We start from the raw sequence: 558 nt of genomic DNA, 5'->3' as shown, positions 1-558 counted from the left end.
ACAGACGACAGTGTAAAAAGTGCATTTTTATAAAAGATCTCTTTAAAATAAGCGAGTAAATATGCAATGTTAAATGTGTTCTGTTTTGCGTGAGGGGCGTTCCCCCTAACAAAACATCAATAAGAGCTCTTTTTATAAAACTGTGAAACTAAAATTACAAAAAAATCAGACTTCTTTCTAAAATTAACATCTATGGTATAAGTTAATTTGGCTCGTTCGCTTTATTATTATCCATTGGTAAAGGAACAGGATGATCGGATAAACTGCGTAAATAAAGCAAAAGATCAGCACGATCTTGGTCATTTTTAATTCCACGAAAAGACATAATAGTCCCAGGAAAAGCTTCACGCGGAGAACGCAGATAACGATCTAACGTTACAAAATCCCATTTTTGATCAGAGTGCGCACGCAATGCCCGTGAATAAGCAAAACCTGCTGCTGATGCCAAAGGGCGGTCAACAATCTCCCAGAGAACTGGACCAACACGCCCTGCTTCATTGCGTCCAGAAGTATGGCATATGGCACATTGGCGAAAAATTTTACGGCCATTTTCAAAAT

The 558-nt window shown here is 38.2% G+C and carries 1 protein-coding gene; it reads right to left on the bottom strand.

The genetic code is table 11. The features are described from left to right. Window positions 1–202: 202 nt before the first annotated feature. On the bottom strand, window positions 203–558 hold a 356-nt coding region (locus tag ACFIO3_RS15405; protein WP_375704814.1), incomplete at its 5' end, for a c-type cytochrome.

Source organism: Bartonella sp. AD328YNZD, from assembly GCF_042196425.1.
The sequence above is the reverse complement of the archived record's forward strand: the minus strand, read 5'-3'. Positions and strand labels throughout refer to the sequence as shown.